32 protein-coding genes are annotated in these 25773 nt (G+C 63.7%); 14 read left to right on the top strand and 18 right to left on the bottom strand.

The genetic code is table 11. From position 1 onward, the window contains the following. The first annotated feature begins 129 nt into the window (after positions 1 to 129). From O1Y97_RS10760 to chrA, 3 genes are all read left to right on the top strand, one after another. Complete coding sequence (locus O1Y97_RS10760) at positions 130 to 894, top strand: sulfite exporter TauE/SafE family protein (protein ID WP_318763990.1); 765 nt, start codon at positions 130 to 132, stop codon at positions 892 to 894. 121 nt (positions 895 to 1015) lie between these two features. After that, on the top strand, positions 1016 to 1819 hold the full coding sequence (locus O1Y97_RS10765; RefSeq protein ID WP_404801279.1) for a chromate resistance protein ChrB domain-containing protein: 804 nt from the start codon (positions 1016 to 1018) through the stop codon (positions 1817 to 1819). 1 nt (position 1820) lies between these two features. Further along, the gene (chrA, locus tag O1Y97_RS10770; RefSeq protein WP_318763992.1) at positions 1821 to 3158 is read left to right on the top strand and encodes a chromate efflux transporter; all 1338 of its coding nucleotides are present in this window, start codon (positions 1821 to 1823) and stop codon (positions 3156 to 3158) included. Positions 3159 to 3237: 79 nt separating this feature from the next. On the opposite strand, the gene O1Y97_RS10775 is transcribed toward chrA, so the two are convergent. From O1Y97_RS10775 to O1Y97_RS10810, 8 genes are all read right to left on the bottom strand, one after another. Next, positions 3238 to 4173, bottom strand: a complete 936-nt coding sequence (locus tag O1Y97_RS10775) for a ribose-phosphate pyrophosphokinase (RefSeq protein WP_108607316.1) — start codon at positions 4171 to 4173, stop codon at positions 3238 to 3240. 113 nt (positions 4174 to 4286) lie between these two features. After that, positions 4287 to 4877, bottom strand: coding sequence for a hypothetical protein (locus O1Y97_RS10780; protein WP_318763993.1), 591 nt, complete (start codon positions 4875 to 4877; stop codon positions 4287 to 4289). A 43-nt stretch (positions 4878 to 4920) separates the two neighbouring features. Beyond that, a complete protein-coding gene (locus tag O1Y97_RS10785; RefSeq protein ID WP_183259885.1) occupies positions 4921 to 6072 on the bottom strand; it encodes a M24 family metallopeptidase in 1152 nt (383 codons plus the stop codon). Between the two features lie 4 nt (positions 6073 to 6076). Continuing rightward, a complete protein-coding gene (pgeF, locus tag O1Y97_RS10790; protein ID WP_318763994.1) occupies positions 6077 to 6868 on the bottom strand; it encodes a peptidoglycan editing factor PgeF in 792 nt (263 codons plus the stop codon). A 106-nt stretch (positions 6869 to 6974) separates the two neighbouring features. Beyond that, positions 6975 to 8054, bottom strand: a complete 1080-nt coding sequence (locus O1Y97_RS10795) for a class I SAM-dependent methyltransferase (RefSeq protein ID WP_318763995.1) — start codon at positions 8052 to 8054, stop codon at positions 6975 to 6977. After that, complete coding sequence (lgt, locus tag O1Y97_RS10800) at positions 8051 to 8905, bottom strand: prolipoprotein diacylglyceryl transferase (protein WP_318763996.1); 855 nt, start codon at positions 8903 to 8905, stop codon at positions 8051 to 8053. The genes O1Y97_RS10795 and lgt overlap by 4 nt, the downstream gene beginning before the upstream one ends. An 85-nt stretch (positions 8906 to 8990) precedes the next feature. Next, entirely contained in the window at positions 8991 to 9290 is a 300-nt protein-coding gene (locus O1Y97_RS10805; RefSeq protein WP_183259893.1) for a type II toxin-antitoxin system RelE/ParE family toxin, read from the bottom strand. A 7-nt stretch (positions 9291 to 9297) separates the two neighbouring features. Next, a complete protein-coding gene (locus O1Y97_RS10810) occupies positions 9298 to 9546 on the bottom strand; it encodes a type II toxin-antitoxin system ParD family antitoxin (RefSeq protein ID WP_183259895.1) in 249 nt (82 codons plus the stop codon). Positions 9547 to 9682: 136 nt separating this feature from the next. Here O1Y97_RS10810 and O1Y97_RS10815 point away from each other — a divergent pair, with 136 nt between their 5' ends. The 3 genes from O1Y97_RS10815 to O1Y97_RS10825 all read left to right on the top strand — a co-directional run bounded on the left by O1Y97_RS10815 (position 9683) and on the right by O1Y97_RS10825 (position 11187). Next, positions 9683 to 9997: an accessory factor UbiK family protein gene (locus tag O1Y97_RS10815; RefSeq protein WP_318763997.1), complete on the top strand. Its 315-nt coding sequence runs from the start codon at positions 9683 to 9685 to the stop codon at positions 9995 to 9997. 320 nt (positions 9998 to 10317) lie between these two features. Beyond that, the gene (locus tag O1Y97_RS10820) at positions 10318 to 10818 is read left to right on the top strand and encodes a type III secretion system chaperone family protein (RefSeq protein WP_055970456.1); all 501 of its coding nucleotides are present in this window, start codon (positions 10318 to 10320) and stop codon (positions 10816 to 10818) included. Positions 10819 to 10827: 9 nt separating this feature from the next. Further along, complete coding sequence (locus tag O1Y97_RS10825) at positions 10828 to 11187, top strand: tRNA-binding protein (RefSeq protein ID WP_318763998.1); 360 nt, start codon at positions 10828 to 10830, stop codon at positions 11185 to 11187. 151 nt (positions 11188 to 11338) lie between these two features. On the opposite strand, the gene O1Y97_RS10830 is transcribed toward O1Y97_RS10825, so the two are convergent. Next, entirely contained in the window at positions 11339 to 12343 is a 1005-nt protein-coding gene (locus tag O1Y97_RS10830) for a glycosyltransferase family 4 protein (protein ID WP_318763999.1), read from the bottom strand. Positions 12344 to 12643: 300 nt separating this feature from the next. Between O1Y97_RS10830 and O1Y97_RS10835 the strand changes: the two genes are divergently transcribed. From O1Y97_RS10835 to O1Y97_RS10845, 3 genes are all read left to right on the top strand, one after another. Beyond that, positions 12644 to 13492 carry a MetQ/NlpA family ABC transporter substrate-binding protein gene (locus tag O1Y97_RS10835; RefSeq protein WP_318764000.1) on the top strand — a complete coding sequence of 283 codons (849 nt, stop codon included), beginning with the start codon at positions 12644 to 12646 and terminating at the stop codon, positions 13490 to 13492. Between the two features lie 67 nt (positions 13493 to 13559). Continuing rightward, positions 13560 to 14645 (top strand): methionine ABC transporter ATP-binding protein, encoded by a 1086-nt coding sequence (locus O1Y97_RS10840; RefSeq protein WP_318764001.1) that lies wholly within the window; start codon positions 13560 to 13562, stop codon positions 14643 to 14645. Next, positions 14626 to 15282, top strand: coding sequence for a methionine ABC transporter permease (locus O1Y97_RS10845; protein ID WP_318764002.1), 657 nt, complete (start codon positions 14626 to 14628; stop codon positions 15280 to 15282). Before O1Y97_RS10840 ends, O1Y97_RS10845 begins: the two co-directional genes overlap by 20 nt. Positions 15283 to 15289: 7 nt before the next feature. Here the strand turns inward: O1Y97_RS10845 and O1Y97_RS10850 are convergent, their stop codons facing one another. The 4 genes from O1Y97_RS10850 to O1Y97_RS10865 all read right to left on the bottom strand — a co-directional run bounded on the left by O1Y97_RS10850 (position 15290) and on the right by O1Y97_RS10865 (position 18726). Beyond that, complete coding sequence (locus O1Y97_RS10850) at positions 15290 to 16702, bottom strand: ATP-binding protein (RefSeq protein ID WP_108607326.1); 1413 nt, start codon at positions 16700 to 16702, stop codon at positions 15290 to 15292. Positions 16703 to 17117: 415 nt separating this feature from the next. Further along, positions 17118 to 17357, bottom strand: a complete 240-nt coding sequence (locus O1Y97_RS10855; RefSeq protein ID WP_108607327.1) for a hypothetical protein — start codon at positions 17355 to 17357, stop codon at positions 17118 to 17120. A 129-nt stretch (positions 17358 to 17486) separates the two neighbouring features. Further along, complete coding sequence (locus O1Y97_RS10860) at positions 17487 to 18206, bottom strand: response regulator (RefSeq protein ID WP_108607328.1); 720 nt, start codon at positions 18204 to 18206, stop codon at positions 17487 to 17489. Further along, on the bottom strand, positions 18196 to 18726 hold the full coding sequence (locus O1Y97_RS10865; protein ID WP_055970444.1) for a MarR family winged helix-turn-helix transcriptional regulator: 531 nt from the start codon (positions 18724 to 18726) through the stop codon (positions 18196 to 18198). Before O1Y97_RS10865 ends, O1Y97_RS10860 begins: the two co-directional genes overlap by 11 nt. A gap of 239 nt (positions 18727 to 18965) precedes the next feature. On the opposite strand from O1Y97_RS10865, the gene O1Y97_RS10870 reads away from it, so the two are divergent. The 3 genes from O1Y97_RS10870 (at position 18966) to O1Y97_RS10880 (ending at position 21179) form a co-directional block, all read left to right on the top strand. Then, entirely contained in the window at positions 18966 to 19859 is an 894-nt protein-coding gene (locus O1Y97_RS10870) for a branched-chain amino acid aminotransferase (RefSeq protein WP_318764003.1), read from the top strand. A gap of 145 nt (positions 19860 to 20004) precedes the next feature. Continuing rightward, positions 20005 to 20301: a hypothetical protein gene (locus O1Y97_RS10875; RefSeq protein WP_318764192.1), complete on the top strand. Its 297-nt coding sequence runs from the start codon at positions 20005 to 20007 to the stop codon at positions 20299 to 20301. Positions 20302 to 20537: 236 nt separating this feature from the next. Continuing rightward, positions 20538 to 21179: an MBL fold metallo-hydrolase gene (locus O1Y97_RS10880; RefSeq protein ID WP_318764004.1), complete on the top strand. Its 642-nt coding sequence runs from the start codon at positions 20538 to 20540 to the stop codon at positions 21177 to 21179. 135 nt (positions 21180 to 21314) lie between these two features. Here the strand turns inward: O1Y97_RS10880 and O1Y97_RS10885 are convergent, their stop codons facing one another. The 4 genes from O1Y97_RS10885 to O1Y97_RS10900 all read right to left on the bottom strand — a co-directional run bounded on the left by O1Y97_RS10885 (position 21315) and on the right by O1Y97_RS10900 (position 23173). Next, positions 21315 to 21743 (bottom strand): BA14K family protein, encoded by a 429-nt coding sequence (locus O1Y97_RS10885; RefSeq protein WP_108607332.1) that lies wholly within the window; start codon positions 21741 to 21743, stop codon positions 21315 to 21317. A 205-nt stretch (positions 21744 to 21948) separates the two neighbouring features. Further along, positions 21949 to 22161, bottom strand: coding sequence for a cold-shock protein (locus O1Y97_RS10890; protein WP_018428999.1), 213 nt, complete (start codon positions 22159 to 22161; stop codon positions 21949 to 21951). A 181-nt stretch (positions 22162 to 22342) separates the two neighbouring features. After that, positions 22343 to 22753, bottom strand: a complete 411-nt coding sequence (locus O1Y97_RS10895; protein WP_318764005.1) for a hypothetical protein — start codon at positions 22751 to 22753, stop codon at positions 22343 to 22345. Between the two features lie 207 nt (positions 22754 to 22960). Next, positions 22961 to 23173: a cold-shock protein gene (locus O1Y97_RS10900; protein WP_006202520.1), complete on the bottom strand. Its 213-nt coding sequence runs from the start codon at positions 23171 to 23173 to the stop codon at positions 22961 to 22963. A 434-nt stretch (positions 23174 to 23607) separates the two neighbouring features. Between O1Y97_RS10900 and O1Y97_RS10905 the strand changes: the two genes are divergently transcribed. After that, complete coding sequence (locus tag O1Y97_RS10905) at positions 23608 to 24051, top strand: Kazal-type serine protease inhibitor family protein (protein ID WP_318764006.1); 444 nt, start codon at positions 23608 to 23610, stop codon at positions 24049 to 24051. A 52-nt stretch (positions 24052 to 24103) separates the two neighbouring features. Here the strand turns inward: O1Y97_RS10905 and O1Y97_RS10910 are convergent, their stop codons facing one another. Continuing rightward, positions 24104 to 24472, bottom strand: coding sequence for a hypothetical protein (locus tag O1Y97_RS10910; protein WP_318764007.1), 369 nt, complete (start codon positions 24470 to 24472; stop codon positions 24104 to 24106). Positions 24473 to 24884: 412 nt separating this feature from the next. On the opposite strand from O1Y97_RS10910, the gene O1Y97_RS10915 reads away from it, so the two are divergent. Beyond that, complete coding sequence (locus O1Y97_RS10915; protein WP_318764008.1) at positions 24885 to 25628, top strand: outer membrane protein; 744 nt, start codon at positions 24885 to 24887, stop codon at positions 25626 to 25628. The last annotated feature ends 145 nt before the right edge of the window (positions 25629 to 25773 follow it).

A 25773-nucleotide genomic window follows, 5' to 3' on the forward strand; every position in this document is an offset into this window, starting at 1 on the left:
AGGAGGCCAAAAGTGCAACCGCCGGGGCTCCCGGGCGCTGGCTCGGTCGTGGTGCCGCCGTGGCTGCTCGCGAAAACACCGCAGTGCCTGTATCACGCCCGTTCGAGTCGTTCACGGTCGCAATCAGCCATGCAAGAATTTCTCCTGCTCGACCTGCCGGCGGGCACAATCCTGGTCCTCGTCGTCGTCGCCTTCGTCGCCGGCTGCGCGCGCGGCTTCTCGGGTTTCGGCGGTGCCCTGATCTTCGTGCCGGTGGCAAGCTCGCTGGTCGGTGCGAAGCTCGCCGTGCCGTTGCTGCTGATTGTCGACCTCGTGCTGACCCCGGGCCTCATCCCCAATGCCTGGCGCAACGCCGACCGCGCCAATGTCGGCGTCATGGCGCTCGGGGCGGCGGTTGGCGTGCCCACTGGCACCTACCTGCTCACCCAGCTCGACGGCGTGGTGATCCGCTGGGCCATCGTCGCCATCGTGGTTGCGCTGCTCGCGCTGCTGATGTCGGGATGGCGCTACCACGGCCGTCCCCACGCCACCATGACTGCCGCCGTCGGCATGACCTCGGGGCTGTTTTCCGGTGCGGCACAGGTCGGCGGGCCGCCGGTCGTTGCATACTGGCTCGGCGGCGCCTTCCTGCCGCAGACGGTGCGTGCCAACATCGTGCTCTATTTCGCGATTTCGAGCGTGCTGTCGATCGTGAGTTATCTTATCGCCGGGCTCCTGACCCTGGAGACGGTGGGGCTGTCGCTGACGATCGGGCCGACTTTCGCGCTGGGACTGTATATCGGCTCGCGCCTGTTCAGCCGCGCCAATGAGGCCACGTTCCGCCGCATCTGCTACGGGCTGATCGCGACGGCTGCGATCGTCGGCCTGCCCGCCCTGGATGGCGTGTTGAGATGATTGCAGCTGGCGCCGCTTTCAAATAGAATTCACGTATCGGGGGCATGGTGGACTCCCCGTGAGGCCAGGTGGCCCAAGTTCCGCCTTCGCCCATTTGTGCGGAGGAATTGCCATGCCCAGAATGATCTCATCGCAAGAATTGATCCGCCTCGTCGGCACTGACCGGTGCCCGACGGTCGTCGACGTGCGCAGGGAGACGGTCTTTGCTGCTGCTCCGACACGGATCGCCGGCGCGCTATGGCGCGACCACATGAGGGTCGACGACTGGCTGCCGCAACTGCCTGCAGGGCGCCGGATCGCCGTCTATTGCGGGCACGGCCACAATGTCAGCGAGATAGCGCTCGCCAAGCTGCTGGCCGCCAGCGCTGACGCATCGATGCTTGAAGGCGGAATGGATGCCTGGCTGGCTGCCGGCGGTCCTGTCGTGGCACGCGAGGCGCCTGGTCTGGAGCCGGGGCTGCCGCGACCAAGCGAATGGGTGACGCGCGCGCGCCCCAAGATCGACCGCATCGCCTGTCCCTGGCTGATCCGGCGCTTCATCGATCCGCTGGCGGTTTTCCATTTCGTCTCGGCCGAATGGGTCAAGGACGTCGCCGACGAAACGGGTGCGATCCCCTATGACATCAAGGACGTGCACTATTCGCATCGCGGCGACGAGTGCACCTTCGATACCCTGATCTCGGAGTTCGGCCTGACCGATCCCGCACTTCTGCACCTCGCCCGCATCGTGCGCGGCGCCGACACGGCCCGGCTTGATCTCGAGCCGCAGGCGGCGGGCCTGCTTGCGATATCGCTCGGCCTGTCGGCACTCGAAGAGGACGATCTCGCCCAGCTTGAGAAGGGCATGGCGATTTACGATGCGCTCTATGGCTGGTGCCGCTATGCAACTGGTGAAACCCACAACTGGCCGGCAAAGGCGATCTGACATGGACACGACGCCTTTCCGGGCCGCGCCTCCTTCATTCGGCGAGGCGACGCGGACCTTCGCCAGGATCGGCCTGTTGTCCTTCGGCGGGCCGGCCGGCCAGATCGCGCTGATGCACAAGATCCTCGTCGACGAGAAGCGCTGGCTCGACGAACCGCGCTTCCTGCATGCGCTCAACTACTGCATGCTCTTGCCCGGGCCTGAGGCGATGCAGCTTGCGACCTATGCCGGCTGGCTCATGCACGGCGTCAAAGGCGGGCTGGTGGCCGGGCTGCTGTTCGTGTTGCCGGGGGCGCTGGTCATCACCGCACTGTCGGCGATCTATCTGACCGTCGGCCACGTCACCCTGGTGCAAGGGCTGCTGTTCGGGCTCAAGGCGGCCGTGCTTGCCGTCGTGCTCGAAGCGCTGATCAAGGTGTCGAAGCGGGCGCTGAAGAACGGCAGCATGGTCATCCTAGCCATCGCAGCATTCGTTGCCATTGCCTTCCTCAAGCTGCCGTTCCCGCTGATCGTGCTTGCTGCGGCCGCGATAGGGACACTGCTGCATCTGACGGGCTTTGCCGGCAATGCCGGCGCCAAGGCCGCCGACGAGGATGACGTCGCCTATGTCATGCCCGAATGGACGAAGCCGAGTGCGCGGCGCTTCATCACCACGTTGTCGATATGGCTCGCCATCTGGTTCGTGCCGCTGGTCCTGATGTGGCAACTTCTCGGACCCGGCCACGTCTTCACCGCCGAAGCGACGTTCTTTTCCAAGATGGCGGCTGTGACCTTCGGCGGCGCCTATGCGGTGCTGGCCTATGTCGCCCAGCAGGCTGTCGAGGTGCATGGCTGGCTCAAGCCGGACGAGATGCTGACCGGCCTCGGTCTCGCCGAAACGACGCCGGGGCCGCTGATCCTGGTGCTGGTCTTCGTCGGGTTTCTCGGCGGGGCGCGATTGTCCAGCCTTGCCCCGCTGGCGGGCGGCATCGCGGGTGCAGCGGTGACGCTGTGGTTCACCTTCGTGCCCTGCTTCCTGTGGATCTTCGTCGGCGCGCCCTATGTCGAAACGGTGCGCAACGTGCGCTGGCTGGCCAGCGCGCTATCCGCAGTAACCGCTGCCGTCGTCGGCATCATCGCCAACCTTGCGGTGTGGTTCGCGCTTCACGTGCTGTTCGGCAATGTCGGGGAGACGGTGGTTGGAGCATTCTCGCTGCCGGTGCTGGATTTCGGCAGTTTCGACTGGCTTGCTGCGGTCATCGCCATCGTTGCGGGCGTGGCGCTGATCCGCTTCCACGCCAACATGATCGCCGTGCTGGCCGTCTCGGCGCTTGCCGGCATGGCCTGGCAGCTAACCTGAAGTAGCGCCTGTGTACGAAAAAGCCCCGCCACGGATTGCCGGGCGGGGCTTTGAAATGGTTTTGCTCGGGGCAGAAGGCTCAGTCGAACAGGCTGGATACCGATTCTTCGGTTGCCGTGCGCGAGATCGCTTCGCCGATCAGATCGCCGATCGAGACGACGCGAATGTTGTGGGCGTCCATCACCGACTGGGTCGGCTGGATCGAGTCGGTGATGACCAGTTCCTGCAGCTGCGAGCCGGCGATGCGGGCAGCAGCACCGCCTGAAAGCACGCCGTGGGTGATGTAGGCCGTAACGCTGGTGGCGCCTTTGGCCAGCAGTGCATCGGCTGCGTTGCACAGCGTGCCGCCGGAATCGACGATGTCGTCGATCAGCAGGCAGTCCTTGCCATGGACTTCGCCGATGACGTTCATTACTTCGGATTCACCGGGGCGCTCGCGGCGCTTGTCGACGATGGCGAGCTGGGCGTCGATGCGCTTGGCCAGCGCACGGGCGCGAACCACGCCGCCGACGTCGGGCGAGACCACCATGACGTTGCCAAGTTGCTTGTACTTGGCCTTGACGTCGCGGGCCATGACCGGAACCGAGAACAGGTTGTCGGTCGGGATGTCGAAGAAGCCCTGGATCTGGCCGGCATGCAGGTCGAGCGTCAGCACGCGGTTGGCGCCGGCGCGGGCGATCATGTTGGCGACCAGCTTGGCCGAGATAGGCGTGCGGCCCGAAGCACGGCGATCCTGCCGGGCGTAGCCGAAATAAGGGATGACCGCCGTGATGCGCCGTGCCGACGAGCGCATGAAGGCGTCGATCATGATGAGCAGTTCCATCAGGTGATCGTTGGTCGGAAACGAGGTCGACTGGAGGATGAAGACATCCTCGCCGCGCACGTTCTCTTGAATCTCGACAAAGATCTCCTGGTCGGCGAAGCGCCTGACGCTGGCCTTGCCCAGGGGAATGTTGAGATAGCGAGCGACAGCTTCTGCTAGCACCCGGTTGGAATTGCCCGCGAAGAGTTTCATACGCCGATCCTGGAAGTGAATATGAGCGGGCTTTTAGCGGCCTTGAGCCGTATTGCAAGCGGACTCGCCGTTGAATCCCAAAAAAGCGACATCTTGGAACGGAATGTCGCGGCTCAGCCCGGTTTTGCCGCCAGCCAGTCGGTGAGCTGGTCGATGGTGCTGTCGGCTATCGACTGCATGGTTGCGGGCGCCACGACCGGCCAGCCGTCGCCGCTGCCTATGGAAGGCGCAGTCTGCTGGCCGTTGATGCGGTGGAGCCGGGTGCCTGCCGGGTCGTAGACGTCCCAGACATAGACGACAGTCGTATCCTTGCCCTCGGTCATGGCGGAGAAATAGCCGCGCATGATGATGCCGGGCGGCGTGGTGTCGGTGCTTCCGGCCAGCGTGATGCCGCGTTCGCGGGCGCGGATGCCGAGCCGCTGGGTGAGCGGGGTTGCCGCCTCGACCGGGGTGCCGACAATGGGGGCGAACTGGACGCGCGTCTTTGCTACGATTGCGGCAGCCTGGGGCGACAGTGGCGCAGGCGCTGTGGCAGCGGGGGCGATTGTCGGCGCGCCGACGTCCGTGCCTTCCGCATTGGCCAGCGCGTTCGACTGGTCCGTCGGGGCGATGGCCGAGGGCTCGAGCACGTCCTTGGAGCTGTTGCAGGCCGAAAGTGCGACGAGCGCGGCCAAGCTTGCCGCGGCCACAAACCAACGTTTCATCTGCCTGTACTCCATGGCAAACGCCCCCCAGCGCCCATCGCAGTCACCGCACGATCAAGTCGAGATCATGGCGGGAAAGTGGCTTGGGCAAAGAATCGGTGGTCAAGTAGGTGCGTCCCAGGGTCATCGCGGTTTCGGTTTCCGAATCCATGATGATCATGTGGGCGAACAAGGTCATGTTGGGCGCGATCGGCTCGGGATTGCCCTGGTAGAACATCGGCATGTCCATCCAGGATGGGGTGAATCGCGCGCCGACCGAATAGCCGCAGGCGTTGAGCCGGTGCTTGGTCAGCCCATGCGCCTCCAGTGTGCGGGCGTGGGCGTCGAAGACGTCGCCGAACGTGTTGCCCGGCGTCATCGCCTTTTCCACGCTGAGCAAGGCGTCGAGGGAGGCGTCGTAGAGCTCCTGGTGGCGCTTGGAGACCTTGCCGGTCAGTGCGGTCCGCATCATCGGCGCATGATAATGGTTGAAGACGCCGGCCCATTCGAGCGTCAACTGGTCGTTCTTGTTGAGCTTGCGGCGTCCTGACTTGTAGCGGCAGAGCAGGGCATCGGCACCGGAGCCGATGATGAATTCGTTGGCCGGGTAGTCGCCGCCGCCGGAAAAGATCGCGCCCTGCATGGCGGCCAGGATCTTGGCCTCGTCGCCGCCCTGCTTGATCAGCGGCAGCGCCGCGTCGAGCGCGTCGTCGCCGAGGCTGGCGGCCTTTTCGGCCTTTTCGATCTCGGCCGGGCTCTTGAAAAGGCGCAGCCGGCCGACAAGGCCCGAGGCATCGACGATCTGGCCGAAGGTCTGGAGCTGCTCGTCGAGGCGGCGGCCGTTGAAGGCGGTAAGGCCATGCGTGTCGTATTCGACGCCGATGCGCATGCCGAGCAGGCCGAGATCGTTGAGCAGGTTGCGCAGGTCGAGGGTCGGGTTGGCGTTGTCGCGGTCGGTCCACAGGACGATATTTTCGATGATCGAGGTGTGGCGGGCCTGGCGCAGGTCGGCCGAACGCGTCAGCAGCGTCATCGAGCCGTCGGCCTTGACGATGAGCGACTGGAAGAAGCAGAAGCCGAAGGTGTCGTAGCCGGTCAGCCAGTACATGCTCTCCTGTGCGAACAGCAGCACCGCATCGAGCTTCTTTTCGGCCATCTCGATCATCAGCCGGTCGCGCCGGGCGTCGAATTCGGTTCGTTCGAAATGCAGCGCCATGCCGTCAGTCCTCCAGTGCAATTGCCGAAATCTGCCGCCCGTAATCAGCTTCCTTGCGATGCGTGGTGCGCCGATAGGAATAGAAGAGGTCTTCTTCCGCATAGGTGCAGCGGTTCAGCGCCTCGGCCGTCACGCCCGCGCGCCGTAGCCTGTCGACGGTGTAGAGGTTGAGGTCGAACGTCGAATGGCCGGGGTTTTCGGACGGCGCGAAATAGCGCGCATTGTCGCCGTCTGCCTCGGTGAAGCGGGCGACGAACTCCGGGCCAACCTCGTAGTTGGCAGCACTGATCGACGGGCCGAGCACGGCCAGGATGCGCTCGCGCCTGGCACCGAGGCCAACCATTGCGGTGACGGTGTTTTCGAGCACGCCTGACAAGGCGCCCTTCCAGCCGGCATGGGCAGCGCCGATGACGCGCGCCTCAGGATCGGCGAACAGTACCGGTCCGCAATCTGCCGACGAGGCGCCAAGGGCGATGCCGGGCCGGTCGGTGACGATGGCGTCGGCCTTGGGCCTGTCGCCGGAAAACGGGCCTGTGGCGACGATCACATCGGGCGAATGGACCTGGTAAAGGCTGAGCAGATGGTCTGCCTCCACGCCCATCCAACTGGCGACGCGGCGGCGATTCTCGGCCACGCGGGCCTGGTCGTCGTCCGATCCGACGCCGATGTTGAGGCCCTGGTAGATGCCTTCGGAGACCCCGCCGATGCGGGTGAAATAACCGTGGCGGATGCCTTTGGCCTCCGCGCTGGCGAGCAAGTTGGACCGGATCGGGTCCGGTTTCGAGTCGTTCAGCATTGCCGCCTTGTCATCCCCGCATGCGATTTCGTCAAGGCCGGGCGCGGCGTCGCCGTTCCGCCTTGCTGTTGCGAGCGCGGACAGTGGGGCAGCGGCAAGCGTGCTGTCAACTGACGGCGGGGAAGGGAAGTTTTGTGCCAGCGGGAGCAATCGCGAGCACCTTGAACAGTGTGCCCATGGCATCGGGTCCGGCGAGGCGCTCGACTTCGCCGCCGATCTTTTCGCGCGTCGCCGCGTCCGCCGAAGCGCCGAGCCTGCCGGCGCGCTCGATCAGTCCAAGCGCCAGCAGGAACTCACCCTGGGTCGCCATATGCGCGTCGAGACCGTGCAGGCGGGCGGCAGTCGCAAGAGCGGCGAAATCGACATGCGAGGTCAGGTCCGCTTCGCCGGGATGGGCGAGCACGTCGTCATACTTGTGCTTGCGCAGGGCCTGCAGCGTGTCGCCGATGCCCGGCTCGATGTGGCCGTAGTCGAAGAACAGGCCGGCACCGCCCGAGGCTTCGATGCGCTCGGCAATTGCTTCCATGGTGGCCGTCCTTGCCGGGGCAAACTCGAAGATCGCGCCTTCGGGAGCCGTCTCGGCATCCTTCGGCAGCAAGGCGGCCGCGATGGTCGCCGGACCGGCAACGAAGGCCAGTTCGCCGTCCTCGCCGATGCCGACGGCGCGCTCGTGCCAGGCAGCGCCGATCTTGACGAACTGGCGCGTCGGGATGGCGTCGAACAGCTCGTTGCCGACGATGAACAAAGGAGCCTGGGGCAGGGTGGCAACGCTTTCGTGCCAGGCAATGTTCGTGCCGCCGGCGGCGAGCGCCTGCTTCTGGATTTCACGCAGCCGCGGGCTTGTCTCGATCATGGCGACATCGGCGGCGAAGGCCGGGTCGAGCTTTCGCAGCACCCGCAGCATGTCCTTCATCAGCGTGCCGCGACCGGGGCCGATCTCGGCGAGCAGCGCACCTCGTGGGCTGCCGGCGGCCTGCCAGGCCGCGTAGAGCCAGACGGCGACGAGTTCGCCGAACATCTGGCTGATCTCTGGCGCGGTGGTGAAGTCACCGACCGCGCCGAAGGGTTCACGCGTGGTGTAGTAGCCGTCTGCGGGATCGAACAGGCACAGCGCCATGTAGTCGGCGATACCAATCGGCCCCGATGCGGCGATCAGGTTTGAAATGCGCTTCTTGAGCGCGGTCATGCCGGCTTTGCGGCTTGGGTCACCGGTTTGGCCGACAGCATCGCCCATACCCCGATCAGCACCATCGGCACCGACAGCACCATACCCATGGTCAGCCAGCCGCCAAGGAGATAGCCGATCTGCTGGTCGGGCTCGCGGAAGAACTCGACGATGATGCGCGACAGGCCGTAACCGCAGACGAAGGCGCCGGCGACGAAGCGCGGCGTCTTGAGCTTCAGCCCGGAGTGGGTAAGGAAGCGCAGCACGAGGAACAGCACCAGGCCTTCGAGCAGGGCTTCGTAGATCTGGCTCGGATGGCGCAGGAACGGTCCTCCGGTGGGAAACTCGACCGCCCAGGGCACGTCTGTGACCCGCCCCCACAGCTCGGAATTGATGAAGTTGGCGACACGAACGAGCCCCAGGCCGACCGGCACGCCAGCGGCAACCACGTCGATCAGCGACCAGACAAGGATGCCGTGCTTGCGGGCGAACAGGAACATGGCGACCGTCACGCCGAGCAGGCCGCCATGGAACGACATGCCGCCTTGCCAGACGGCGAGTATGTCGAGCGGATTGGAGATGTAGCGGGCGAGGTCGTAAAACAGGATGTAGCCGATGCGGCCGCCAAGCACGACGCCGGCCGCAGCCCAGACCAGGAAGTCGTCGAGGGCTTCTGGCTTCATCGGCAGGATGCCGTTCGGCCACAGGCGGGTGTTGGTCACAAGTCGCTTGCCATACCACCAGGCAAACAGGATGCCGACGACATAACCCAGCCCATACCAGTGGATGGCGAGCGGTCCGAGCTGGACGATGACCGGATCGATGTTCGGAAAGGGCAGGGCTGCCAGAGGCAGGGCAAGATATTCAGTCAATTCTATCTCCGGTCGAAGCGGTGGCGCGGACCATGCGGCAGCGCTTTGGCAGGGTCAAGGCAGGGGGCAGCCGCTCACCGAGATGTCATTCGTCTGCGGCAAACAGGCGTTCGTAGTCCATCGCGCCGTGGAGGATACGCAGAACCTCGATCCGCTCATCCTGCACACGGTAGAAGATCAGGTAGTTGCCATGGACGCGGCGCCGAATGTCGCTGCCAGAAAGCCTTCTAGCGACTGCATAGCCGAATGGCAGTTCGGCAAGTCCAACGCAGCTTTCGCGCAGTTCCAGAACAAAGCTCAGCGCTCTGGATGGATTGTCTTGTGCGATGTGATCGACAATGGCTTCGAGGTCGGTTTCGGCTGCGTGCGCGAAAACGACCTGCATGATACCATCAGCCTTGGGCGCGGAGCTTGGATTTAAGGCGAGCGAATACGTCTTCGGCGGGCACCAGACGGCCAGCGTCGGCGTCGCTGAGCCCCTGGGCCAGCGCTGCATCCAGTGCGGCAAGGCGCTTTTCGCGTTCTTCAACGAGGCGGATCCCTTCGCGCAGGACCTCGCTCTTGGAGTTGTAGCGCCCGGTACTGACGAGTTGGTTCACGACCTCTTCGAGGTGTGCACCGAGATCGGCACTGATAGCCATTTCGCGTTCCTTTTGGTCCAACAAGTGTAATAATACTTATTGGCGGAGGCAAGATCCGCGGCGTTTTGCAGGCGGCAATGCCCTTGCATTCGGGCCTTTGCCCTACTACGTCGAATGGACAACGCGAGGGTTTGCCATGACGACCGGACCGAACCGCATCCTGGATGAGTTTGCCAAGCTGATGACCGATGCCGCGGGTGCCGCGCAGGGCGTCAAGCGCGAGGTCGAGACCGCGTTCCGTTCGCAAGCCGAACGGGCGATGAATACGCTTGAGCTGGTGCAGCGCGAAGAGTTCGAAGCGGTCCGCGACATGGCGATCAAGGCGCGGGCCGAGAACAAGGCTTTGGCCGCCCGCGTCGAGGCACTCGAGTCGAAACTCGCAGCCCTTGGCGGCGAAGATGCCGGCAAGGCCTCACCGGCGGCGTCGCCGAAGCCTCGTACAAAGAAATAATTCGTTAACTTTTCCACAAAGCGCCATCCGAAAAAGTGCTTTGTCGTGAATCGCTTACCGGCGCTTGATGAATGTGCGCCGCAGCCAGTTTCCACACCCGAATGCGGCAGTGCGAAAAATTGGGCTGTTCACGCGACTCCTGATCAATACACTGAATTTGTTGCATGATTCTTAGCGGGGTCACGCACCGGATGGCGCGGTCCGGCTGGGGGGTATTGAGTCCGGCAGCGCTGGTCGTCCGAGTTCAAGAATAAGTTTGTTCGTCGTGTGTGCCCTTTGCGCGGAGCGCGATGGCGCTCCCGGAACGACAGGAAGCATTTATGGAACTTCTCGAACTCGAGTTCTCGCGCGAAATCCATCCGGTGGATGTTATCGAGCAGGTGGCTCACAACAACGACTGGTCATTCGAGCGTGCCGGCGACGACGAAATCTCGATTTCTGTCGTCGGCAACTGGACCGACTACCAGATTTCCTTCTCCTGGATGGAAGACTTCGAGGCCCTGCACTTGGCCTGCGCCTTCGACATCAAGGTGCCGGAAAGCCGTACGCTGGAAATCCTGCGGCTGCTGTCGCTGATCAACGAGCAGATGCTGTTCGGTCATTTCGACCTGTGGGAGCAGGAGGGCGCGATCATGTTCCGCCAGTCGCTGCTGCTCGCCGGCGGCGTCGAACCGACCAGCCAGCAGGTCGAGGTGCTGTTGTCTTCGGCGCTCGAAGCCTGCGAATGCTACTTCCAGGCGTTCCAGTTCGTCGTCTGGTCGGGCACCTCGGCCAAGGACGCGCTGGCCAGCGTCCTATTCGAGACGCACGGAAACGCCTGAGACTGCCGCATGAGTTCGCACAACGAACGCAAGCCCGAGATCACCTTTGCCGACTTCGACAAAGTCGACATCCGCACCGGCACGATCGTCGAGGTCGAGCCGTTTCCCGAGGCGCGCAAACCGGCGTTCAAGCTGAAGATCGATTTCGGCGCCGGGATCGGCATCAAGAAATCCTCGGCGCAGATCACCAAATATTATGCGCCGGAGACGCTTCTGGGCCGGCAGGTGTTTGCCGTGGTCAATTTCCCGCCGCGCCAGATCGGGCCGTTCATGTCGGAAGTGCTGACCCTCGGCTTCCCGGATGCCGAAGGCGACGTCGTGCTCGGCGCCATCGAGCGCAAGGTTCCCGACGGCGGCCGCCTGTTTTAGGACACGCCGCAATTCAGGGTGATGCCGGCCTGCAAATGGCGATTTCCTGCGCTTCCGGTACTCACGTACCCAAATGTGCGCTCCGTTCCGGTTCTCGGAACTCACCATTTTCGACTCGGCCTGACCTGAATTGTCGACGTGTCCTGGCCGTCTACGCGGTGTACGCCGCCTTCACATTGTCCAGGAACATCTCGGCACAGGCCGTCCAGGTGTAGCGCATGGCGCGTTCGCGCGCTTCGGCGCGGTCGACCTTGAGCGCGGCGAGCGCGGCTTGCTGCAAGTCCTCCGAAACCACGCCGCCGACACCGTCGCCGACGATGTCGATCGGGCCCGTGACTGGATAAGCGGCAACAGGCGTGCCGCTGGCAAGCGCTTCGATGATGACGTTGCCGAACGTGTCGGTGCGGCTCGGGAAGACGAAGACGTCGGCCGAGGCATAGATCTCGGCCAGTTCGTCGCTCGGGCGCCGGCCGAGAAAATGCGCCTCGGGATATCTTGCCTTCAGCCGCTCTATCTCGGGGCCGTCGCCGACCAGCACCTTGGAGCCGGGCAAGTCGAGGTCGAGGAATGCCGGCAGGTTCTTTTCCACCGCGATGCGGCCGACGCAGAGGAAGATCGGCCGCGGCAGGTCGAGCTCGACCTTCTTGTCGGGGTGGAAGTGGTTGATGTCGACGCCGCGGGTCCACGGCCTGAGTTTCTCGAAACCGCGTGACGCGAGGTCGTCGGCGAGCGACTTGGTCGCCACCATGCAGCCCTGGCCGGAATTGTGGAAGCTGCGCAGCAGCCCATAGGTCCAGCTTTCGGGCAGCGGCAGGCGGGCGCTGACATATTCGGGAAACCGCGTGTGGTAGCTGGTGGTGAAGGGGCGGCCGTTGGCCCGGCAATAGCGTCGCGCCATCATGCCGAGCGGCCCTTCGGTGACGATGTGGATATGATCGGGCCGGCGCTGTTCGATGATGCGCGCGATGTTGCCGGGCGTGGTCAGCGCGAGACGGATATCGGGATAGGTCGGCATCGGCAGCGTGCGGAAGAGGTTCGGGGTCAGGAAATCGGCCTCGGCACCGAAGTCGCCAAGCGTTTCGGCAAGCCGTTCGAGTGTATGCACGACACCGTTGATCTGCGGTTTCCAGGCGTCGGTGACCATCAGGATGCGCAAGAGATGTCTTCCCTGTTGCCCGTATCTCGATCAGCCAGGAATCGGCGAGCTTCCCGTTCGATGCGGCCGCCTTTGAGCAGATTGGCATGACACGCCGATGACGCCCCGTCCTTCTCGCAGTTGCGAAGACGAGGTTGCTTCTGCCCGAACAAGCATTTTCTTTGAGACGATTTTCCTGCCCACGCGCTGGGCGCGAAATCCGATCCTTTGTCGAAGCGGGGGCGTTTGCCGAGGATATGGCCAAGCTTCGCATGTCGCGGAGCGAGCCATCCTCCCAACGGCTCTCAGCGAGACACCGAAATGACCGAGACCATCAGTTCGATTTCCCACCGCAACGCGATCAGCCGGCGCACGGCCTTTGCAGCCCTTTTCGCCTCCGTCGTTACCGTCATCAGCTTCACCGTCCCGCACCAGGCCTTCGCCGAGGACAAGTCCGCGATCAAGGTCGGCATCATCTCCGGCGAGGACGAGGATGTCTGGCGCGTGGTCAAGGCCGAGGCGGCCAAGCAGGGCCTGACCGTCGAGACGGTCGTCTTCAACGACTACACCCAGCCGAACGAGGCGCTGGAGCGCGGCGAGATCGACGCCAACGCCTTCCAGCACCAGCCCTATCTCGACAACCAGATCAAGACCCAGGGCTACCACATCACCCCGGTGGGCTATACCGGGCTGTGGCCGATCGGCCTCTACTCCAAGAAGCACGCCAAGGTCGAGGACCTGCCGGAAGCGGCGGTCATTGGCGTGCCCAACGATCCTTCCAACGAGGGCCGGGCGCTGCGTGTGCTGGCCGATGCCGGCCTGATCAAGCTCAAGGACGGCACCGGCATCCTGGCGACCGTCACTGATGTCGTCGACAATCCGAAGAAGTTCGAGATCAAGGAACTCGATGCCGGCATCGTCGGCCGTTCGGTCGAGGGCCTCGACGCCGCCGTCGTCAACACCGACTGGGCGCTGAAGAGCGGACTGAGCGCCGACAACCGCATTGCCCAGGAACCCGTGGCCGACAATCCGTACCGCAACTTCATCGCGGTCAAGACCGGCAACGAGAACGAGGGCTGGGTCAAGAAGCTTGTTGCCGCCTACCAGAACGAGACGGTCAAGGCCGAGTTCGACCGCGTCTACAAGGGCACCGGCGTCGCCGCCTACTGAGCCAACCGGTCATCGATAACAGGCGGCTCGCTCATGGCGGGCCGCCTTCCGCTTTGCGGGGGATTTCATGAACCAGCATTTCAGTTCCGCCGGCGCGACGTTGCCGCCTGGCGATGTTGCGCCCGCCGGTGATGTCGTGCGCATTGTCGACCTCAAGCGTCGGTTCGGCCGGACGCCGGCGGTCGACGGCGTGTCGCTGACGGTGCGCAAGGGCGAGATCCTCGGCATCATCGGCCGTAGCGGCGCTGGCAAGTCGACACTGATCCGCTGCCTCAACGGGCTGGAGCGTCCCGACGCCGGGCAGATCTTGGTCGAGGGGCGCGAGATCACCGGGTTGAGCGAGCGCGATCTGCAGCCGCTGCGCCGTCGCATCGGCATGATTTTCCAGCACTTCAACCTCTTGTCGGCGAAAACCGTCGAGGACAATGTCGCCCTGCCGCTGAAAATCGAGGGCAGGTCGAAGGCCGAGCGGCTCGCCCGTGCCGCCGAATTGCTCGACCTCGTCGGCCTCGCCGACAAGGCCAAGGCCTATCCGGCGTCGCTGTCCGGCGGGCAGAAGCAGCGCGTCGGCATCGCGCGCGCGCTTGCCGCGCGTCCGGCGCTGCTGCTCTCCGACGAGGCGACGTCGGCGCTCGATCCCGAGACGACGCGCTCGATCCTTTCGCTGCTCAAGGACATCAACCAAAAGCTCGGTCTGACGATCCTGCTGATCACTCACGAAATGGACGTGATCCGCACCATTGCCGACCGCATCGCCGTTCTCGATGCCGGCCGCATCATCGAGGAGGGGCCGGTGTGGTCCGTCTTTGCCGACCCGCAGTCGGAGGTGACGCGCAGCCTGCTCGGGGGCATCCGGCCGCAACTGCCCGCAGCGATCGCCGGACGCTTGGCGCGTTCAGGGCGCGAGGCGATCCTGCGCATCGACATTGCAGGAGAGGCGGCGCGGCGTCCGCTGTTGCAGGAACTCGCCGCGGCCGTTCCCGGCCGCTACCGCCTTGTCCATGGCGGCATCGACCACATCCAGGGCGAGCCGGTCGGAACGCTTTTCCTCGGTGCCGCGACACCGGCCGGCCGTCTCGCCGAAGTCGTCGATTTTCTCAATGCCCGGGGCGCCCGGGTCGAGGTGCTTGGCCATGTCACCGATGATGTTTGAACTTCTCCTGCGCTCGCTTTGGGAAACGGTGCTGATGACGGCGGCATCGGGCCTGATCTCGCTGGTCTTCGGCCTGCCGCTCGGCCTGGCGCTTGTCGCCACCGATCGCGGTGGCATCGCCGAGCAACTGTGGCTGAACCGTATCCTCGGCGGCATCGTCAACGGCTTCCGTTCGGTGCCCTTCATCATCCTGCTCGTCGCGCTGATTCCGCTGACGCGGCTTATCGTCGGCACCTCGATCGGCACCTGGGCGGCGATCGTGCCGCAGGCGATTGCCGCGACGCCCTACTATGCGCGCATCGCCGAAGTGTCGTTGCGCGAGGTCGACCGGGGCCTGATCGAGGCCGTGCGCGCCATGGGCGGCGGCGGCTGGGCGATCATCCGCGAGGTGCTGGTGCCGGAAGCGCTGCCGGGCATCGTCGCCGGCTTCACCGTCACTTTGGTGACGTTGGTCGGCGCCTCGGCCATGGCCGGCGCGATCGGTGCCGGCGGTCTCGGCGACCTCGCCATCCGCTACGGCTACCAGCGTTTCGAGACGGCGGTGATGGTTGCAGTGGTGATCGTGCTCATCGTGCTCGTCTGCGGCATCCAATGGGTCGGCGACAGGCTGGTGACGCGGCTCGACCGGCGCGGCTGAAGCCCGGTCAGGCCGGCACGCGGATCATGGCGCGCAGGCCGCCAAGCGGGCTGTCGCTCAACTTGATGTCGCCGCCATGGCTGCGGGCGATGTCGCGGGCGACCGCCAGCCCGAGCCCGGTGCCGGTCGAATCGAGGTTGCGCGCCTCATCGAGGCGATAGAACGGCTTGAACACCTCTTCGCGCTTCTCTTCCGGGATGCCGGGGCCGTTGTCGTCAACCATGACCACCAGCATGCCGCGGTCATGGACGGCCTTGACCTCGACTTCCTTGGCATAACGGAATGCGTTGCCGACGACGTTCTGCAGCAGGCGGGCGAAGGCGTTGGGGCGGACATGCACTTCGGGCTCGCCGACCAGCGTGACCTTGAGCTTGCGCTTGCGCAGCTTGGCTTCCTCGCCAAGCTTGTCGAGATAACTGGTGAGGTCGAAGCGCCCCGGATCCTCGGCCGCCTCGCCGCGGGCGAAGGCGAGATAGGCCTCGAGCATCGACTGCATGTCGTCGATGTCCTGGCTCAGAGCCTCGCGATCGATCTTGTTGCCCGACAGCGCAAGCTGCAGCTTGAAGCGGGTCAGGATAGTGCGCAGGTCGTGGCTGACACCGGTCAGCATCGCCGTACGCTGGTCGATCTGGCGCTCGATGCGCTCGCGCATCTGGATGAAGGCAAAGCCGGCGCGGCGCACTTCCTCGGCACCGCGCGGACGGAAATTCGCAGGCATCGGCCGCCCCTTGCCGAAGCTCTCCGCCGCCTCAGTCAGCTGCAGGATCGGGCGGATCTGGTTGCGCAGGAAGGGGATGGCAATGGTCAGCAGCACCAGCGAGGTGCCGACCATCCACAACAGGAAGATGTGGGTGTTCGAGGCGTAGGCCTGGCTGCGGCGGACGAAGATGCGCAGCACCTTGTCGTCGAGCTGGACGCGCACTTCGACGACGTTCGAGTTGCCGACCGTATCGAGCCAGAACGGCTTGTTGATCTGCCTGCGGATTTCGGTGGAGAGCGCCTGGTCGAGAATGGAGAAGAACGGTTTGGGGCCGGGCGGGGGCAGGGGTTCGGGCGGCAGCAGGTCGATCTTCAGCAGCATGCGCTCCTGGGCGATGCGGATGATCTGGGCGTAGTTCTCCGGCTGCGGGAAGGTGTCGAGCAGGTCGATGATGCCGGCAATGTCGCGGGTCACCGCTTGCGACAGGCGCACCGTCACCGTCTGCCAGTGGCGCTCCATGAAGACGAAGGCGACGACCGACTGCAAGAGGATCATCGGGGTGATGACGATGAGCAGGGAGCGGGCGTAGAGCCGCTTTGGCATGTAGAGCGCAACCCGCCGCCAGAAGCGGTTCCAGCTTCTCGGCACGGCCGTCAGCGCACGCCATGCACGTGTGCCGATACCGCCTCCGCCGGGCCCTTCCATGTCGGTGGTTGCCATCCGCCCTTCCGTTCGCCGCCAGCCGGACTTCGCCCCGCTCGGCCTGCGTTAATCCTAGTGCACGCTCGACAGTTCTGAAACTGTCTTTGAAGTTCAACAGCTTACGTTGTCAAACGTTGCGTTGTCCCGTGCTGAAAACATAGGGATTTTTCTTGAGTTTCCAAATGTCAGGCCGTTCGTCGTCGTCGAAAGACGATTGACGGGAACTGCGCCGACACTATGTCGGGTCACTTGCGTGGAGATGATCAAGGCGCGCCCCGGCCCGCGCCCAAGCGGGCGCGGCACCGCGGGTTGCAGCCGGTGCAGGCGGCTTGGCCGAGGGCTTCGCAAGCCGAGCCGCGCAAGGCAAATCCGGGCCAGGCGTCGCCATTGCAGCGACGCCTGGAGGATGAACGAGGACGACGAAGCGGGTCGCTTAGATGCCGAGCAACGTCTTGGCTTCGTTGAGCGCAGCCTCCGATCCGGCGTGATCTCCGGCGGCATGCAGTTGCTCGCCCTTGGTGCGCAACTCCTTGACCTTTGTCATGTCTGCCTCCGCGAGGGTCGAAGCGGGCAGCGCCGCGTCGATCGCAGCCATGATGCTTGGGCAGGAATTGGCGAAAGCGGTTGCTGGAAAGACTGACAGGGCAAATGCAAGCGTAATTGCGCGTAACATGGCTGTTTCTCCCATGCCGGGCCGCGGAATGCGGCAGTTCTACCGCCGGCGCGCGCGATACTACAATGGAGGGGCCGGATTCAACAACCGGCCGATGCTCGGAAGGTTCGCTGCGCAGGCTGGAGACCGTTATTCCACGCTCAGCCGATAGCCGATGCCGCGCACCGTCTGCAGCCAGACGGGGTTGGCCGGGTCGCGCTCGATCTTGCGCCGCAGGCGATTGATCTGGACGTCGATGGTGCGCTCGCCGACTTCGGAATCGCCGGTCACCAGCTCGTGGCGGGGGATGGTCTCGCCGGCGCGCGCGGCAAAGATGGCAAGGATTTCCTGTTCGCGGTCGGTCAGCTTGAGGGCTTCGCCGCCACGCTTGAGTTCGCGGCGCGCGATCTGGAAGGTGTAGGGGCCGAACACCAGCTGCTCGACCTTAGGCGTCGTTGCCGGCCCGCCGCGGCGCAGGATGTTGTTGATCCTGAGGATCAGCTCGCGCGGGTCGAATGGCTTGGGCAGGTAGTCGTCGGCGCCGGCCTCCAGGCCGGTGATGCGGCTGTCGGTCTCGGAAAGTGCGGTCAGCATCAGGATCGGCACGTCCTTTTGGTCGCGCAGCGATCTGGTCAGTTCGACACCGGTCTCGCCCGGCATCATCACGTCGAGGATGAGAAGGTCGAAGTCGAGGCCCGCCAGCTTGCGGCGTGCCTCGTCGGCATTGCCGGCGACCGTCACGCGAAAGCCGTTCTCGGTCAGGTATTGCTTGAGCAGGTTTCGGATGCGCGTGTCGTCGTCGACCACGAGCAGGTGCGGAGCATCGTCGCCCAGCGTGGCCGGATTGGCCGTCTTGTCGTTATTCTCCATGGTCTTTCCCCGGCGTGTTTCCGGGCAGATGGTCAATCTGCGCCCTTAATTCGGGATTGACCATCGCCTTGAGGAATCGTTCGATCCAGGCGCGTTCGGTCTCTCCCGCGCCCTCCAGTGCCGCATCGATGCGGCGTGACTGTGGCCGCGCCAGCGCCAGGGTCAGCGTCCGGCCTTTCGGCGTGGGATAAAGCTCGCGCTGACGGCGGTCGCGCGGACCCTGGACCTGGACGATATAGCCCGCATCGATCAGCTGCTTGAGCACGCGCGCAAGGCTCTGCTTGGTGATCTTCAGCACGTCGAGCAACTCGGCGACGGTCAGGCCCGGCATGCGGTTGACGAAGTGCAGCACGCGGTGGTGCGCACGACCGAAACCGTACTCGGCAAGTATCTGATCCGGGTCCGAAGTGAAATCGCGATAGGCGAAGTAAAGCAACTCGATGATCGAGAAGTCGATGCCGTCGTCGGCCGTCACTGCGGTTCGGATCGGTTGGGCGGCTGCGCCGCTGCGTTGTGCCATAGAGTTCCTGCTCGTCAATTTATGTCAGCACTGTTGACATAAATTAGGTGCGATGGTAATTTTTGCCAAGCTTTTCGGCGGATTGCGAATGAAAAGGCAAGGTACGGTGGTTTTTTCCGAAACATCGTGAGTTTGCTTTGGTATTCTAGCCCGCCTACGCTTTATCCAGCAGGCCCCTTACGGGCCATTAAGAACGATACGAAACGATAGGCAGGCTCCCGCCTGCGGGAAGGTTTACCATGGCATCCGTTCCTTTCGACCAACTCGATGGATTCATCTGGATGAACGGCGAGTTCGTCCAATGGGCCGACGCCAAGATTCACGTACTAACCCATGGCCTGCACTATGCAAGCGCGGTGTTCGAAGGCGAACGCGCCTATGGCGGCGAGATCTTCAAGCTGACGGAGCACACCGAGCGCCTGCATGAATCGGCCCGGCTCCTTGGCTTCACCATTCCCTATTCGGTGGACGTGATCGACGATGCCTGCCGCGAGCTGCTGAAGAAGCAGGGCTTCAAGGACGCCTATGTGCGCCCGATCGCCTGGCGCGGCAGCGAGGAAATGGGCGTCGCCGCCCACAAGAACCGCATCAACGTCGCCGTCGCCATCTGGCAGTGGCCGAGCTATTTCGACCCGGCGCAGAAGCTCAAGGGCATCCGCCTCGACATCGCCGAATGGCGCCGTCCCGACCCGCGCACAGCACCTTCGAAGTCGAAGGCGGCCGGCCTCTACATGATCTGCACGCTGTCCAAGCATGCGGCCGAGGCCAAGGGTTATGCCGATGCGATGATGCTCGACTGGCGCGGCCAGGTCGCCGAGGCGACCGGCGCCAACATCTTCTTCGTCAAGGATGGCAAGGTCCATACGCCGACGCCGGATTGCTTCCTCGACGGCATCACCCGCCGCACGGTGATCGGGCTTGCCAAGGATCGCGGCATCGAGGTGATCGAACGCGCCATCATGCCGGAAGAACTGGCAGGCTTCGAGCAGTGCTTCCTGTCCGGCACGGCAGCCGAAGTGACGCCGGTTTCGGAGATCGGCCAGTACCGATTCGAGGTCGGCGAAATCGCCAGGACGCTGATGAACGACTATTCGGCAGCGGTTCAGCCCAAGCATGCCATTGCTGCGGAATAGCCAGCAAATACAATAGCTAAGGATTGCAAGGGGGCGGTTTTCGGACCGCCCCTTTTGCTTGCCTCGTGGCGCATTTGACATTCGCCGATTTCAGCGTCTCATGTTGACGTCGGCAGACTGAGGGCCGGCATGCAATTTGGAGGGAATTGTTGTGGAATCGCTTCTTCCGATCATCATACAGATTGTAACCGGCGTAATCGGTGGACAGGCCGTCGGCGCGGCGATCAAGACAGCTGCGATGGGGCAGGTGACGAAGCTGATCGCAGGCGGCGTCGGTGGTATTGCAGGCGGCCAGATCCTCGGCAGTCTCCTTGGCGGCGCTGCTGATCCGGCAACCGCCGGCGCGCTCAGCGGCATCCTTGGCGACGTGGTCGGCGGCGCAGGCGGCGGCGCCATCCTGACGGCGATCGTTGGCGCCGTCATGGGCGCGATGAAGAAGTAAAAGCGTTTCAGACGGAATTCGGATTGGGCGGCTGCGGCCGCCCATTTCATTTTTGACAGAGGCTGCCAAGCTGATCGCTGTGGACGAATGTCGCGACTGACCCTACAGCGCCGCGCATCCAATTGGACGCGCAAAGGACGCTGTAAATATTGAATTGGTGCATGATCCTTTCCGAAAATCCATTCCGATTTTCGGGGGCATGCACTATGTCGGGGCAAAGATCAGAAAGGACAGCCATGGGACAGCTCAATGCCGGGATCGTGCCGGTCACGCCCTTCCAGCAGAATTGCACGATCCTCTTCGACACCGAAGACAAGACCGGCGTCGTCGTTGACCCGGGCGGGGATGTCGACACCATCCTTTCGGTGCTCAAGGATAACGGCATCAACATTACGGCCATCTGGCTGACGCACGGCCATATCGACCATGCCGGCGGGGCGATGGAGCTCAAGGAAGCGCTTGGCGTCGACATCATCGGGCCGCACGAAGCCGACAAGCCGCTGCTCGACAACCTCGCCACGCAGGCGCAGAAATTCGGCATGGGCGGCTCGGTGCGCAATTGCGTGCCCGACCGGTTCCTGACCGAAGGCGAGACGGTCTCGTTCGGCAGCCATGTCTTCGAGGTGCTGCACTGCCCCGGCCACGCGCCCGGCCACGTCGTCTACTACAATCGCGAAGCAAAGTTCGCCCATGTCGGCGACGTGCTGTTCCAGGGCTCGGTCGGCCGCACGGACCTTTATGGCGGCGACCATGCGACGCTGATCCGCTCGATCAAGGAGAAGCTCTTGCCGCTCGGCGACGAGATCGGCTTCATCTGCGGTCACGGCCCCGGCAGCCGTTTCGGTGACGAGCGCCGGAGCAATCCCTACCTCGTCTGAGACCGCTGGTGTCCCGACTGGCACGGAAATGAAAACGGCGCCAACCGCAAGGCTGGCGCCGTTTGTTATTGTCGTCGCGTCGGGCTGCTTTCGAACGGCCGTGCAGGGAAGGCCGTTCGACGAAGCCCGTGAACGTCAGTTGGCGGTGCAGAAATGCTCCAGCCCGTCATAGCCGGTGAAGGTGCCGCTGCGCGGCTTGAAGCTGCGGTAGCGGTCCGAGCAGTAGCTGTACCATTCCGGGCTCCACGGCTCGATTGCGTAGCTGTTGCGGTAGACCACGCGGCGCTGCACCGGGGCAGGGCGGTAATAGTCCTCGCGATAGACGCGGCGCGGCTGCGGCTCGTAATCGTAATAGTCGTCGTAGACCGGCTGCGAACGGTTGCCATTGCCGGCGATGACCGCACCGGCGATCAGGCCAAGCGCGCCGGCAGCGACGATCGCACCGGTGTTGTCGTGGCGGTTGTGGCGGCGCCAACGCTCACCGGCCTCGGCCACCGGCAGGGTGGCGAGCGTGGTGGCGGCAACGGCTGCCGAAAGGACTAGGGTCTTGATGGTGCGGTTCATGTCGGGTCTCCTTCGCCGTCCGGCCCGTATCGAGGCAGGAAATGAGCGTCGACAACATGTCTAGGGGACCGAGGCTGAACGCAGCCTGAACAGACTTTCGGCAAACATTCGAGCCGATCGAAGCCGACAGACGCCATGCGGCGCGGCGTCAGGCACTGCTGCGCAAATGTGGCCGGTGCTCAAGCCCGGCCCGGATCGCGGGCTCTCAGCCTACGGTCAGATTGACTGCCTTCGGGCCCTTGCCGCGCTTGTCCGGCTCGGTGTCGAAAGAAACCTTCTGCCCATCCTCAAGACCGGGAAGGCCTGACGCCTGCACAGCCGAGATGTGGACGAAGACATCCTTCGCCCCGTCGTCCGGCGTGATGAAGCCGAAGCCTTTGGCATGATTGAAGAACTTGACGGTGCCGGTCTGCGGCATGGGAAACTCCTCTGATCCCATCAATTCCAGTTCTTCGGGCCGGCAAATGCCCGAAGTGGAAATTTGTCGTTCATTTTTGGGCCATCGGCAAGCAAAAGTTTTGCTCTCCGGCGCCGCCCGAAAGCGGCGCCTGGCCCGCAAAAGCACGGCTTTCAGCGGTGCCTGGGCGACGTTTCCCGGCTCAGTATTCGCAGTAGCGGATCGGCCCGATCTGGATGCAGGAAGGTGGCCGTGGGCGGTGCGGATCGAACCTGCTGTAGACCCGTACGCGGCAGTTGGGGCCGATATGGCGGTGGGGCACGTTGCCGTAGCGCGGCAGGAAGTGCCGGCGAACATCGCGGTGGCAGTCGCGCGCCTGGATCGGCGGGCGGACCCGGACCGGCCGGCAGTCGGGCCGCCGGTGGACATGCCATTCGGTACGGCCGAATTGCGGAACGAAGTGGCGCTGGGGATCGCCGTGGCAGCCACGGACCTGGACCAGCAGGCCGGGGCCGGCTTGCGGCATGTCACTTGTCGGCATGGCCGCAGCGGGGCCGCCGTAGCCCAGGCCTGCAACAAGCAGCGCCGCGCTCAGAGCATTCAGGAATTTCATCGTCGGCCTCCTCCAGGGCGGGGCGGTTTCAGCTCCCGGCGCAGGAATATGCCATGATTGTCACGGCCTCGCCAGACCGTGGCGAGCCGCGCAGGCGCTGCTATCTCCTTGATTGGCCGAGTGATATTCGGAATTGTATGGACGAAAAGGAAAGGGCGCGACGGTTGCCCATCGCGCCCTTCAATCACAACTGCAACCTTGCTTGGCTTAAGCCGCGCGGAGGTTGACCGCCTTGGGACCCTTGCCCATGCGGTCAGGCTCGACGTCGAAGGTGACCTTCTGGCCATCGACGAGCGTGCGCAGGCCGGAAGCCTCGATAGCGGAGATGTGGACGAAAACGTCCTTGGCGCCGCCATCCGGCGTAATAAAGCCGAAGCCTTTGGTTGCGTTGAAGAATTTTACGGTACCGGTCTGGGCCATTGGGAGAACTCCTTCACCCGTTCAGTGGTCTGGACCTGCCAGCCGCCTGGCGTCGGCGGCAAGTCGGTGGTTTTGCTTGGCGGTCATGCATTCGCGCACGATAAAAACCCCCCGCCGAGTCACGGGGTCGTCAGAGATTCACAGTATCGGGGAAAGGGTCGTGCAAAACGTTCCAGTCTCCGGGTCAGCAAACGCCCGAACTGGATGTGATATTGCATGGAAACGCTTAGGTTGCAAGATGTCGCGGCCAATGGCGATGGCACTTCGCAGCGTCGCATCAATATACGACATTCTGAAAACAGCCATTGGCCAGATTGCCGCGTCTGATGGGGCAGTTCGCCCTTGACGGATTGCTTTCGTTGACAGAATCGCGAGGATCGGGGCAGGGGCTGAGACAGTTCCCGCTGAAGCGGGAACAAGAGGGAGCTAATTCCATGGTGTTTTCGGCAAAGACCTTTGTGCAAAGAGCAACGGTCGCCTCGTTGCTGTCGCTGATGCTCGCATCCTGCGTGGTGGTGGAGGAGGGGCCTGGGCCCGGCCCGCGGCCGCCGCGTCCGGACCCCGGACCCCAGTTCTGCACGCGCGAATATGATCCGGTCTGCGCGCGGCGTGGAAACGACCGCCAGACCTTCGCAAACTCCTGCATGGCGGAGGCCGCCGGCTACCGTATCATCCGCGGCGGCGAGTGCCGTGGCGGTGGCGGCGACGGCGGCTGGAACGGTGGGGGCTGGAATGGCGGCGGGGGCGGCAACCAGCAATTCTGCACCAGGGAATACCGGCCGGTCTGCGGCCAGCGCGGCGGTTCCTTGCGTACGTTCCCCAATGCCTGCGAGGCTGATTCCGCCGGCTTCCGCGTCGTCGACAACGGCCCCTGCTAGAACAGCGGCCAGCCTCCCGGCTGTCGGCGCCGGGAGGCTGGTCCCATTAGGATCAGTTCGGCGAAAAGTCGTTTGCTCGCCTGACTTCGCGCACGCGGCAATCGTCGCCGACATGGCGATGGCGCAAGACGATGCCATCGACGCGGTGCGTACGCACATCGCGGTGGCAGTCCGCTGATCGGCGCGCGGGTTGCTGCCGGCCGCCGACCAGCACCGGCCGGCAACTGTCCTGCTCGTGGTAGTGCGACGCGCGCCGGCCGATCTCGGGGATATACGAGTCGCGCACGTCTTCGTGGCAGCCGCCGACTTTGACGACGAGGCCAACGATCGCCGGCTGGAACGGCGTCGAAGGCGGCGCGGCAGAGGCAGGCAAGATCGCTGCTGCCAACAAAGTGGCGAGCGAAACGGCCAGGAATTTCATCCGGCTTCTCCTAGGGGTGGCACAACCAGCCAGCAGATTGCGCTGCGCGCAGCCAACTTCAATGGCTTGCGGTGGCCGTGAAGCCATTTCGCCTTGGCAGGGTTACCGCTTTCTTGCTGCGGCTATTTCCGTTGGCCGGTCGCGCAACTTGCGCCGCGAAACGCTGGAGTGCTTCGAGGAGATCCTGCGCCAGGCGACTGCTGGCCCCTTTCATGTTCTCGACGACGGCGCAATGACAGGTGGCGGGTGGGGGCAAGTGTCCTGCGATCGTGTAATTCCGGGGTCTTGCGCGCTGGAAAAGTTTATCGAAAGTAAACTCAAGTAAATAAAGAATACGTAATTTCTAGTATAGCATTCATGATGGAATCTTGCTATCTGCGTATGCATATCCATTGAATAGGGATTGCATATAATGTTTTTCGTGAAGGCTGGTGCGGCGCTAGCCGTTTCATTGTTGTTTAGCTCTGCGGCATATGCGGCGGATACAGTTGCACATGATGCCGCTGATCTTTCGGTAAACTGGACTGGCGGATATGTCGGCGTTCATGCCGGTTATGGCTGGGGTACCGTCCTCGACGTCAACAATCCGAATGCCACGGAGCAGGACATCGACGGCGGATTCGGCGGTATCCAGGCCGGCTACAATCACCAGTTCTCGAACAATGTCGTTCTCGGCGTCGAAGCTGACGTTTCGCTGGGCAATGTGAGCGGCGCCTTCGACGGCCGGACGATCAGCGTGTACAACGGCTACTACACCGAGGATGAAATAACCGCCCTCGGTACGCTCCGCGCGCGCCTCGGCTATTCCGCCGGCCGCTTCCTGCCTTTTGTCACGGGCGGCCTGGCCTGGGCCAATGTCGATCACATGCTTGGCTGTGACCGGGCTCGCGTTGTTGGGGCTCCCCTTCCGCCCACCGGTTGCGCTACCAAGTTTGAAACATCCAAGTCGGATATCGCAGTCGGCTGGACGGTTGGGGCTGGTGCCGAATATGCACTTACGGACAAGTGGTCGCTGAAGGGCGAGTACCTGTATACCGATCTCGGCAAGAACAGGGTCATGCTCGTCGATGCGAACTTCCCGGGAAATCCGGTCAACAACCGCAATTTCGACATGCAGTTCAGCGCTGTTAAACTCGGCTTGAACTACCGGTTCTAATCGTTCCATCAGAACGAACCCAAGCCCCGCCGTTACTGGCGGGGTTTTTGCTTGTCTGGACATGCGCAAGACCAAGCAATCGGCGCCGTGCCGGCAGGTTCGGGCGAAGGCCCGTTTCATGCCACAACTGTCCGACCGGATCGGA

The organism is Aminobacter niigataensis (assembly GCF_946995915.1).
Taxonomy (GTDB): Bacteria; Pseudomonadota; Alphaproteobacteria; order Rhizobiales; family Rhizobiaceae; genus Aminobacter; species Aminobacter niigataensis.